Origin of the sequence: Enterobacter sichuanensis (assembly GCF_009036245.1) — a bacterium.
GTDB classification, from domain to species: domain Bacteria; phylum Pseudomonadota; class Gammaproteobacteria; order Enterobacterales; family Enterobacteriaceae; genus Enterobacter; species Enterobacter sichuanensis.
The window spans coordinates 2,675,681-2,685,049 of sequence record NZ_CP027986.1 but is presented as its reverse complement, the minus strand read 5'-3'; the positions used below and the strand labels follow the sequence as shown (position 1 = coordinate 2,685,049).

Here is a 9,369-nt window from a genome sequence, read left to right as displayed (position 1 = left end):
GGATTATTTCATTCAAAACAAATCAAACGTTAAACAAGAAGTTCATTACGTCGCCATCTTTAACGATGTAATCTTTATCGACGGGACATCTTTACCGGCAATGCCCAGCGCCCGTCGCCGCGCCGCTGGTCCCGCCGCTTGGAGTACGATTATCGTAATAACCTGGTGCGGGAAGTACGGGACGATAACCCGTTTAACTGGTACCGCTGGCAGTACGACAGCGCCGGGCGCCTGCTCGTTAAGGACGGCATGCTGCCCGGTCAGGAGCAGTGGCGCTGGGATGCGGCTGGTAACCCGTTAGAGGGCGCTGGAAAGAAGACTGCCCATAACCGGGTCACGCAACTGAACGGTATTCAGTGGCGTTATGACATCCACGGCCGTACCGTAGAGAAGGATAACGGCCAGATCCGCTGGCACTACCGGTACGACGGCGAACATTGCCTGGGGCAAGCTGCTGCGGGAGAGCGAGACGCAGGGATCAGGATATTCCCAGAACGAGCGGATGCAGGGGCAACACCTGCATTGTGAGAGAGTTGCACGACAATCTGTTCAGGTATTACGACCCGGACTGCGGACGGTTTACGCATCAGGACCCGATAGGGCTGGCGGGGGGGATAAATCTTTACCAGTATGCGCCGAATGCGCTGGGGGGGGGATCCTATAGGTTTAACCGCTTGCAAAAATGGAAGCCCTAAACGGTCAGTGAGAAACATGTCATTTGCTGACTGGATTAAAAGAAAGGCAAAAGGTGGGAATAATGCCCATGTGTATTTAGGATTTAGAATCACTGAAGAACCGCTAAATCGCGGTCATGCACGGAGCATAGAATAAGCAGTTATTCACAATAATTCCTATTTTGAAAATTCTATCAATAGCATAAGTCCTACAAGAAAGTTATACTCGGATGCTGTTTTGTGGGGTGGAAACTGGCTTAAAAACAATGGGGTTAATGTAAAATGGCCGACAGACTTACAGTAGTGTCAGGAAATGAAAAGCAAAAAAAGTGGCCAAAAGAAGGCGATGTTTTTTACTTTCAGTTAAATGATGATCGATTAGGCTATGGTATGGTCGCTCTGGGTAAAATAGATGTCGGCCCATTCAAAAATGCTATAGTTATATATATATATGACTATTTTACATCTTCGCTTCAAGAAGATACTGTATTGGCAAAAGATAATTTGCTATTGCCACCAATTATTACTGATAATTCATGTTGGAAAAACGGTTATTTCGTAACGTTTAAAACTATCGAAACGAGCGAAGTGGATATTTTACCGCAGCATTATTTTAAAAATCCTGTCAGAAATAAAATATATGATCAGCATGGAGTGCCAATTGAATCGCCGACTGAGAATATACCAGTCGGTGAAGAATCGATTCAATTCTATAAAAGCATTATAAAATCTATAGAAAGCTTTGTTAACTAATGGGCTAGACCGGGGAGGTATTTCTGGCCTTTGCTTACGCAATGAGAAAAATCATAAGCATACAAACAGATACTACCACTTTAGTTATTTATGATTAGATGTCATTAAAGCATAGAATTAATGAAGACGTAGATTGGTGGAGTCTTCCAGAAGATGAAGTAGAAGAGGTAAATAAAGGGAATGTATTATTTCTCAATCTTGGGGATGATGGCGCCTATAAAGTCAATGTTAAAAAAATTTACCTAAAAACATGTTTAGAATGAGTGACGGAAAACACTTCCAGGAAGCGAGCAGACAATTATATTATAAAATGATTAATGACCCATCATATAGAGCTTCCCTTGAGGAAAAATTCCCGGGAATATTTGAAAAGATTTCACCAGGTAAGCGTGGCGCGTTCCTAAGAACAGCTCCAACAGGTTCTGGTTGGGAAACAACTTGGCATCATCATGAGCGAGTTGGTGGGTTGTTACAATTGGTTAATGGGCCAGATCATAACTCTAAGCATCTGGATTATCACCCGAAAGGATATGATGGAAGAAAAACTTGGGGAGGGCTCGATGCAGATAATTGTGAGGGTATAATGAATACATATACATCTATAGATGAATTAATAGCAAGTCTTTCTCAGTTAGAGCCTGGTGAATGGATTTATACTAATATAAACACATGGGAAGCACGGCCTGAAGATACTCACTTCTTTTATATTCCTTGTGATTATATCCAAAGTTTGGAGGATGACGAAATATACCTTGATGAAGAGGATCTGGAAATGCCCTTAGCAGTAGAAACTTTTTCTTTGAAAGGATGGATGTTAGTCAGTTCTTTGAACTATATTGTGAAGAATAAAAATAGTGGAGGTCATGGGAATAAATGGTTTATCGATGAAGTAAATTATTATAGGGAAAATGATACATATAGAACATGATTTTAATAATGATGAGCAGTTCGCCTAATTAAGCAACCAATTCGAAATGCCTTGACAAAAGCCCACGCTCTGTCGTTTCTGGAATGCGGGGCGGAAAAGCTCCAATAGTGCATGATACACAGTGGAGCGGGAAAAATAGATCTTATGTCCTACACCAGAGAACCCCTATCCAACATGGAGGCGGTATTTATGATGATTGATAATCAAGTAATCGTTACAACAAAATATCACCTTGACATTCTAGATCGTGCTTATCATTTTTGAGGTATAATATGCAAAGACAAGTGATTATCGAACTAATAAGGAAAATCCAACACTGCGAAGGGACAGAAGAAGAAGCGGATAATGACATCGACCTCCTTTGTAGAAGTGTCGCAGATCCTCAGGCAGCTAATTATATTTATTATGAAGAACTCAGCGCAGAAGAAATTGCGGATAAAATTATAAGTTATAAACCACTTCAATTATAAGTAGTATTCGGGGGGCGCAATGAGTCCCCCATATTGAAAAAACCCATCCCAAAGCTTGGTTTTTTTTCATTCAAAATACCATTTTTTTTGAGTGTGCAATGGTAGATGCATCATGTTAATCTTTAACCATTGTGCTGAATTGTGAAGAAGATGGAATTTACTATAATTTAATTCTTGTTCCGAATGGATGGGTGTAAATGATTGATTTTTATGCTGATATTTTATCAGGGAGAGCGCTAGGTAACGTGTTTTTGGGTGAAAATATAAGTAAATATATGAATGAGTTATATACCGATTTTAAGGTAAATTACTTTGATTATTTTTTGCCTGATGATGAGAAAAGGCTTGCATATATTGTAGATGACACTATCACAATCGCTACCCTTGAAGATGGAACGATCATTTCGATTGGTTGTAATGTAAGCTATAAGGGGAGGTATAATAACATATTACAAACAGGTCAAACGATGAGGCAAATAATCGACTTGACTAATAAACAACGCATTTTTAATGGTTTCATTATTATAAATGACGACTTTGGTTTTTCATTTGAGTTGCCAGCGCCTTATGATGAAATCGCAGATAGCATTGCACATGTTCCACTGGATCTCGTTCTTAATGAAATCCGTGTAGCTGATTACTCTGACTGGAATCCTCAAAAAATATAACGCTGAAATGTGAGTTGGGATTGATACTACAGATTATAACTTGACATAATAGTGTTTTTAATTATTTCATAAAAGATTAAGTATTGAAAATTATGCATGCAATAATACATGTCCAAACAAATACAGCAACAATTGTGATTTATGATTTAATCTCACTAAAACATAGACTTAACGATGATGTAGATTGGTGGAGCCTTCCAGAAGATGAAGTTGAAGAAATAAATAAAGGTAATGTGTTATTTCTCAATCTTGGAGATGATGGAATCTATAAAGTCCATATTAAAAGAGATGTTGATGAATGTACCGGGTCGCTATTTTTAGACGTACCTTCTGGAAAGGTTTTCATTGGGGCGGGAGAAGATGTCACTGGCGGAGATCTTGAGCCTGACGACTCAGATGCCATTTCAGGTGAGTTTATTACTTTAGAACCTGGTAGTTACGAAGTTAAATATAAAAAGCAAGATTCAAATATTCTAATTTCCTTTGCAAAAGCAACGATTACTGAAAACTCATTAGAAGAGGGAGTTTATCTTTGAATAAAAAAAAGAATAATACAAGTAGTTCATCACATAGCCATTTTTAACAATTTTCTTTTACCTTCTGCACGCACCTTGCTTGCTTTTTTGCACTTTGCTTACTCTTAACCTCAATAATCGGTTATTATACTTGCGACGAGTAACCCCAACCTCAGGATAGTCCCCGTACTTGCTGACCACCCGCAGCGAGTACGACCTCCTCGGGCTTCTGCATTGTCGGTATGTTTTACCCGGCAACGAGCCGCCAGGTGCAGGGCGGACAGCCCGCCTGTAAGCCGGTGACCACTTGGTTTGTCTGGGAAGGGTTCAGCCTGCTGCAGGAACTGCATGGAGACGTGCCGCTGACCTACGTCTACACTGATTTGAGAGATATAGTTTAGAGAGGTAACACAGGACTTGATGCTCATCAAGCGGGGCAAAAATGTAGGAGATAATGTGAATAAAGATGAGTTAGTTGTGAGATCATTACTTGCCGAGCTTTTAGGCGATACGCTAAATTATTATATTGATAATCTATCTGATTTATCCAAGTCAAATGGTGATGAAGATCCTTATTCGCGGGCAAGAAGTGTAATTCATAAACTATCCCCAGAAGAACAGGAGAAAATTTTCAATTTCCTTAGGTTGGTCATTGTAGATACAACTTCTACTGTTCTCGGAACAATCGATGGTTCACGTTTCCCTCCAAATATTGATGGGGATTTTAAACTTGAATATGACGGCGATGAAATACAAGGCTCCTTACAAGATGAATTAATTTCAAGATCTGAAGAGCTTGGTGTTTATAAATAAAGATTCTATCAATCTTTAACCATTGTGCTGAATATATAGAGCATTGATAAGAAAAATTGGGTTTTTTCCATTTTTTATTATGCAATTAATGGCTGGTTAGTTTCAGGAAAGAAACAATAATTGCCCTTATTAATAATTGCAACTAATTCATCAATAAATGCGAACCTAATGGAGATAATATTTATCTTAATATAGGATTTATTCATTTATAGGTAAGCCGATATGGAAAAGCAAGATTTAATTGATCAGTTAAATGAAGTTGAAAAGATTATACACACGTCTTTACCTTCTGAATATAAGCGCTTTATGATTGAGAACGTCAAAGAAAGCTACTCTTATGAAATTCAACGAGCAAATGGTGGCCAGCTTTATGTTTTCAATTGTTTTGACTTGCTTGAAAGAAATAATACATACACAATTCAATCGGTGGAGCCTGACGTTTTATTGATTGGTCAAGATGGTGATTTAGGATACTTTTTGAATTTGCGTAAAGGTACTGATGAGATTTATTCTTTAGATCTTGGAGCGTTAGGAAGTCTGGACATGGATAAAGAAAGTAATAGCATATTTAGGCTATAATGTTTGATTTATTAATCATCTAGTTCAGAACATTGAAAAATCCACGTCAAATCGTGAATTTTTTTCAAAACAAATCATATATTGAAAAGTAGTTTATTACATCGCATTTTTTAATGATATAATCTTCCCCTTCCACACCCAGCGCTGCGCCGCTGGTCCCTCTGCCTGGATTACGATTGCCGCAATAACCTGGTGTGGGAAGAATGGGACGATAACCCTTCACGATGAAAAGAATATTATCTATGGAGGATGTGGGGAAGCTCCAGCTCGTTTGAATAGCCATGCGAATACACCGGGTAAATCACATTTGCAACAGTTGATTATATTTGATAATAATTTGACCAAAGCGGAAATTAAATTCCTGGTACAAAGGATTATGGTTCTTAATGGTGGAGCTAAGTCAGTGATCTCCTTAAAAAATCTCATAAATAAAATCAGATCATTTAGTCCTTATAACCTAAATGCTAGCACATATGATATTGCGGGTCATAACAGTGATTGGGGTGGAAAAGTATTGAAAGATGCGTTATCAATTCTGAAAGGTAATAGCTTATGAAAGTAAAATACAAAGAGGGTGACATCTTTGTCATTCCGATGAGTAATGGGAAATTTGCGATTTGCCAGATTGTATTTGCTCCAAAAGAAAAGTTTAAGCAAGCAATAGGTTTCTGCATTTTATCATTACAGAATACGGAGGAGCTTGAAGATAACAGTTCACTGAGACCTTTATCTTTTGAAAAGTTTGGCAAAGAGATGAAGGTTGTTTTCACTGGCAATCAGAATATTAGCAAAGGCATTTGGAAAATTATTGGCCACGCTAATCTTACTGAAGAAAAAAAAGAATTAAAAATATTTAATTATGCTGGCGGCTTATATGATGGGGAGGACGAAATCAGGCGTTTATCTGTTGCTGAATATCCAAATTACACAACAATGGGGGTTTCAGGCTTTGAGCTTGTCGACAATGTTCTGATAAATATTTGATCATCAGGGGAGGTGGGCTTCCTAAGCTAATTTTCATACAGCAACAGCTCATAAACACCTTAAATAAATTCGCGATTTTTTTGATCATCTGGCCAAATAATATATGAATCATTTCAGTAACTGTGAAAAAAAGATTGGACGTGCAGATATTGCTAAAAATGAAGAAGAATTATCTATTATTCTTCCTGATGATTTCATTTCACATTATCTGCAATTTAATGGTGGCACTCCTGAGAAAAGTTGGTGGGCCGATGATGAAGATTTTGAACCAGTAGAGGTGGCTGGGTTTAAACCGTTTATTTATAATAGTCAGACAAATGATGACGCTAGATCTTTAATTGATGGTTGCTATATCAGCATGTTGGATAGGCAAGTGATCCCAAAAAACCTTTTTCCCTTCGCAAATGATTGGGGAGGGAATTTCTTCTGTCTGGATTTAGATAATTACTCAATTGTATACTTTGCTACAGATTCTTTTGATGAGTATTTGACTATGCAAGAGAATCATATAAAACTTCAAAGATATCTGACAAATTCATTTTCCAACTTTGTTAATGGATTGGTAACAGAAGAAAATCTTTCTTAAGAAGCCATTAAATGTTAGCAATGTATTCACTACACTTAGTAAGGATAAATACAAATTGAATAAGATACCAGATAATTCAATTGTTGTTTTTGATGTGGCTGGGACTAGTGTAAAAATACGTGTTTCGGGAAGTGGTTTAATTAACAAAATGCAGGCGATAGGTTTTTCATTAAAAGATGAGTTTATGGTGATACCTGTAATTGACGAACGGAATAAACAAAGAATAATAAGACTGTTAGTTGAAGAAGGAGCTCTTTTTTTATTTGGACATGGTTGGTATCCATCTGAAGTAATAGAATATTATAAAGAACAAAACATCAAATTTGGTAAATATAAAATTATTTACTGGAGTAATAGAAATACATATCATATAGAGGAAAGATAATCCCTCATAAAATAAATCCTGGAGAGCACTAATCAACCATTTTGATAATTGTCAAAGTACAGGAAGAAAAAATACTTTTGTTTTGCCGGCTGACGGCGTTTTTTTTACTTAAAATTGAATAAGTCAAAGGAAGTTAATGTTGTCTGTAGCTTCACAGTTCATACCCTGAATACGACCAGGGTAGTGTTCAACGGTTGCATGCTGAAAATAGAGTTATTAATTACAACATGATTGATATTTTCCCTGAGGAACTATGATAAATTTGCAATCTCATAATGAAGTATTGGATTTTCTGGAGTTGTTTTTTCAAAAATATATTCTTGATTATAATTGCCTCCAGGATATGCAATCTATTTTAGAGGGCTGTCGAAAAGAAAAAACGGTGTCTATTCGAGCCATAGACTTATGCTTTATGGTATACAGACGAAAGACTCAAGATTATAGAGTCCTTACTCATGAGGAACAGGAGATATGGAGGCAGTTGTTCAATATATGGCAATAAATTTTTATAAGCAAAACTGGCAAGAGATGACGGATATCAAAGAGCAGTAACTGTGGTGCAGGGTGTAATATTGGTAACGTTTTTATCAGAGCAGTCAGGTGTAACGAGAATAAAAATCGAGGTAAGGTAATGAACAATAAAAACATACAAATAGTTAATCTACTGATTTCGCATAGTCAAATATTGTTACGATCCCGAGACTATGATGAGAAACTGAGTCAGTGGGGGAAAGGAAATATTTCACAAGGTGCTTTACTTCATAAGGATTATGTAATATTTGATCCACTGCCAGAAGATGCATTTGGCGCAAATGTGAATATCAAAGTAGAACTATCTTTCAAATTAGATGAGAATTCTCAGCGCTGCATCGTTGTGCCATTTTTTGTTACGGAACAACATAAATTACAAGTCGCTTCAGCAACTGAAAAATTTGATTTAAGCTTAGGATTAAATGATAAAACTTATTCACTGTTTTATGAAGTTTGTCAAGGAGAGGGAATTTATTATAATTTCACGCTCGTACCAACAAAAGAAACTGTTACAGCTAAGTTTTTGCTAGACGATCCCTGGGGTGGAATAAAAAATCATCCTCTTAAAGAAGGTGTTTTTTAAATTTAAAGCTAACCAAAGAAGATTAATTTATAAAGAATCAGACGTAAAGAAGGCGATCATTATGTCGCCATCTTTAACGATGCAATATTTCCCTTCCGCACGCAGGGCTGTTGAGCGCACGCGATGAATTCTACCGTCTCGATCACTCATTGCCGCGTATTGACGGTGATGATGCACCGGCAGGGTTGCACGACAATCAGTTTCGGTATTTTTTGAACTGGCCGAATATTCTGAGGTACAGAAATGAAGAGAGATGACAGCGCGGTCGCGTGGAACAGATATAGACACTGCACTTTCAATGGACGCCTTTACAAGGTGATTCGTGGTCGTGGGAGTCTTCTTTTGACGCATGAAGGAACATGAAATCCTTCTGAAAGGACTTCTAAGAGGCTACGTTGAGGCGAATTTACCATGATAAATGATGATGACCTTATTGAGTATGCGCGAGAAAAAATACCGGATGAATATAGTTCTTCTCTAAATAAAAAGAATAATCTTCAATGTGCATCATTTATAAACAATACTCAAGATGAGTTGCGAATAATGAAAGCGCATAAAAATAATACAAAACTTACAGGGTTGAAGGTAGAAGGTCTTGATGAATTAATTATTGCTCTTGAAAACTATGATGAAGAAACTGTCTTAGTAATTAATATCCGAACTAAGTCATTTTCCTTTAAAATTTATTCAGATAAAAACAATACTCTACTGGGTGTTATAATCCTTAAATTAAAAAAGAAAACCAACGAAGAAATTCGATTTGGGCGAGATGTTCTTGGCATTACGACTCCTCCTCCTGACATAGAAAATGATTAGTTTTTATTGCTTAAACTGGTGTACAAACCAACCAGAATCTCCATGCGCTTGCATACATGACTCCTTTGTTAAATGGAAATACAG

16 protein-coding genes and 2 pseudogenes are annotated in these 9,369 nt (G+C 37.2%); 16 read left to right on the top strand and 2 right to left on the bottom strand.

Translation table 11 applies throughout. From position 1 onward, the window contains the following. Positions 1-72: 72 nt before the first annotated feature. From C1N69_RS12935 to C1N69_RS12890, 11 genes and pseudogenes are all read left to right on the top strand, one after another. Positions 73-831, top strand: a pseudogene (locus C1N69_RS12935) (RHS repeat domain-containing protein); the annotation flags it as partial. A gap of 125 nt (positions 832-956) precedes the next feature. Continuing rightward, the gene (locus C1N69_RS12930; RefSeq protein WP_155031329.1) at positions 957-1,427 is read left to right on the top strand and encodes an Imm26 family immunity protein; all 471 of its coding nucleotides are present in this window, start codon (positions 957-959) and stop codon (positions 1,425-1,427) included. A gap of 98 nt (positions 1,428-1,525) precedes the next feature. Then, a complete protein-coding gene (locus C1N69_RS22960; protein ID WP_420841786.1) occupies positions 1,526-1,690 on the top strand; it encodes a DUF6386 family protein in 165 nt (54 codons plus the stop codon). After that, positions 1,687-2,355, top strand: coding sequence for an HNH endonuclease family protein (locus C1N69_RS12920; protein WP_155031328.1), 669 nt, complete (start codon positions 1,687-1,689; stop codon positions 2,353-2,355). Before C1N69_RS22960 ends, C1N69_RS12920 begins: the two co-directional genes overlap by 4 nt. A gap of 83 nt (positions 2,356-2,438) precedes the next feature. After that, positions 2,439-2,555 (top strand): hypothetical protein, encoded by a 117-nt coding sequence (locus C1N69_RS23155; protein WP_350310066.1) that lies wholly within the window; start codon positions 2,439-2,441, stop codon positions 2,553-2,555. 72 nt (positions 2,556-2,627) lie between these two features. Further along, positions 2,628-2,825 (top strand): hypothetical protein, encoded by a 198-nt coding sequence (locus C1N69_RS12915; protein ID WP_155031327.1) that lies wholly within the window; start codon positions 2,628-2,630, stop codon positions 2,823-2,825. A 197-nt stretch (positions 2,826-3,022) separates the two neighbouring features. Beyond that, a complete protein-coding gene (locus C1N69_RS12910; protein WP_045286944.1) occupies positions 3,023-3,493 on the top strand; it encodes a hypothetical protein in 471 nt (156 codons plus the stop codon). Between the two features lie 92 nt (positions 3,494-3,585). Then, a complete protein-coding gene (locus C1N69_RS12905; RefSeq protein WP_155031931.1) occupies positions 3,586-4,029 on the top strand; it encodes a DUF6386 family protein in 444 nt (147 codons plus the stop codon). Between the two features lie 236 nt (positions 4,030-4,265). Beyond that, positions 4,266-4,391: pseudogene (locus C1N69_RS23150) on the top strand (RHS protein); the annotation flags it as partial. Between the two features lie 73 nt (positions 4,392-4,464). After that, positions 4,465-4,821, top strand: a complete 357-nt coding sequence (locus tag C1N69_RS12895) for a hypothetical protein (protein WP_073961520.1) — start codon at positions 4,465-4,467, stop codon at positions 4,819-4,821. A 222-nt stretch (positions 4,822-5,043) separates the two neighbouring features. Next, positions 5,044-5,400, top strand: coding sequence for an SMI1/KNR4 family protein (locus C1N69_RS12890; RefSeq protein WP_155031326.1), 357 nt, complete (start codon positions 5,044-5,046; stop codon positions 5,398-5,400). A gap of 64 nt (positions 5,401-5,464) precedes the next feature. Here C1N69_RS12890 and C1N69_RS12885 read toward each other — a convergent pair whose 3' ends face one another. Continuing rightward, a complete protein-coding gene (locus C1N69_RS12885) occupies positions 5,465-5,683 on the bottom strand; it encodes a hypothetical protein (RefSeq protein ID WP_155031325.1) in 219 nt (72 codons plus the stop codon). A gap of 269 nt (positions 5,684-5,952) precedes the next feature. Between C1N69_RS12885 and C1N69_RS12880 the strand changes: the two genes are divergently transcribed. From C1N69_RS12880 to comJ, 4 genes are all read left to right on the top strand, one after another. Next, the gene (locus tag C1N69_RS12880) at positions 5,953-6,384 is read left to right on the top strand and encodes an immunity 26/phosphotriesterase HocA family protein (RefSeq protein ID WP_095441630.1); all 432 of its coding nucleotides are present in this window, start codon (positions 5,953-5,955) and stop codon (positions 6,382-6,384) included. A 103-nt stretch (positions 6,385-6,487) separates the two neighbouring features. Then, complete coding sequence (locus tag C1N69_RS12875) at positions 6,488-6,970, top strand: SMI1/KNR4 family protein (protein ID WP_155031324.1); 483 nt, start codon at positions 6,488-6,490, stop codon at positions 6,968-6,970. A 55-nt stretch (positions 6,971-7,025) separates the two neighbouring features. Continuing rightward, positions 7,026-7,355: a hypothetical protein gene (locus C1N69_RS12870; protein WP_167514967.1), complete on the top strand. Its 330-nt coding sequence runs from the start codon at positions 7,026-7,028 to the stop codon at positions 7,353-7,355. Positions 7,356-7,986: 631 nt separating this feature from the next. Then, complete coding sequence (gene comJ, locus C1N69_RS12860; protein ID WP_155031323.1) at positions 7,987-8,469, top strand: competence protein ComJ; 483 nt, start codon at positions 7,987-7,989, stop codon at positions 8,467-8,469. Positions 8,470-8,496: 27 nt separating this feature from the next. On the opposite strand, the gene C1N69_RS12855 is transcribed toward comJ, so the two are convergent. Further along, positions 8,497-8,820 carry a hypothetical protein gene (locus C1N69_RS12855; protein WP_155031322.1) on the bottom strand — a complete coding sequence of 108 codons (324 nt, stop codon included), beginning with the start codon at positions 8,818-8,820 and terminating at the stop codon, positions 8,497-8,499. Between the two features lie 60 nt (positions 8,821-8,880). On the opposite strand from C1N69_RS12855, the gene C1N69_RS12850 reads away from it, so the two are divergent. Continuing rightward, on the top strand, positions 8,881-9,285 hold the full coding sequence (locus C1N69_RS12850; protein ID WP_155031321.1) for a hypothetical protein: 405 nt from the start codon (positions 8,881-8,883) through the stop codon (positions 9,283-9,285). Positions 9,286-9,369 lie beyond the last annotated feature (84 nt).

Coding starts and splice junctions, on each gene's coding strand:
- C1N69_RS12930 (WP_155031329.1), top strand. CDS start 957: ATGGCCGACAGACTTACAGTAGTGTCAGGAAATGAAAAGCAAAAAAAG.
- C1N69_RS22960 (WP_420841786.1), top strand. CDS start 1,526: ATGTCATTAAAGCATAGAATTAATGAAGACGTAGATTGGTGGAGTCTT.
- C1N69_RS12920 (WP_155031328.1), top strand. CDS start 1,687: ATGAGTGACGGAAAACACTTCCAGGAAGCGAGCAGACAATTATATTAT.
- C1N69_RS23155 (WP_350310066.1), top strand. CDS start 2,439: ATGCGGGGCGGAAAAGCTCCAATAGTGCATGATACACAGTGGAGCGGG.
- C1N69_RS12915 (WP_155031327.1), top strand. CDS start 2,628: ATGCAAAGACAAGTGATTATCGAACTAATAAGGAAAATCCAACACTGC.
- C1N69_RS12910 (WP_045286944.1), top strand. CDS start 3,023: ATGATTGATTTTTATGCTGATATTTTATCAGGGAGAGCGCTAGGTAAC.
- C1N69_RS12905 (WP_155031931.1), top strand. CDS start 3,586: ATGCATGCAATAATACATGTCCAAACAAATACAGCAACAATTGTGATT.
- C1N69_RS12890 (WP_155031326.1), top strand. CDS start 5,044: ATGGAAAAGCAAGATTTAATTGATCAGTTAAATGAAGTTGAAAAGATT.
- C1N69_RS12885 (WP_155031325.1), bottom strand. CDS start 5,683: ATGGCTATTCAAACGAGCTGGAGCTTCCCCACATCCTCCATAGATAAT.
- C1N69_RS12880 (WP_095441630.1), top strand. CDS start 5,953: ATGAAAGTAAAATACAAAGAGGGTGACATCTTTGTCATTCCGATGAGT.
- C1N69_RS12875 (WP_155031324.1), top strand. CDS start 6,488: ATGAATCATTTCAGTAACTGTGAAAAAAAGATTGGACGTGCAGATATT.
- comJ (WP_155031323.1), top strand. CDS start 7,987: ATGAACAATAAAAACATACAAATAGTTAATCTACTGATTTCGCATAGT.
- C1N69_RS12855 (WP_155031322.1), bottom strand. CDS start 8,820: ATGCGTCAAAAGAAGACTCCCACGACCACGAATCACCTTGTAAAGGCG.
- C1N69_RS12850 (WP_155031321.1), top strand. CDS start 8,881: ATGATAAATGATGATGACCTTATTGAGTATGCGCGAGAAAAAATACCG.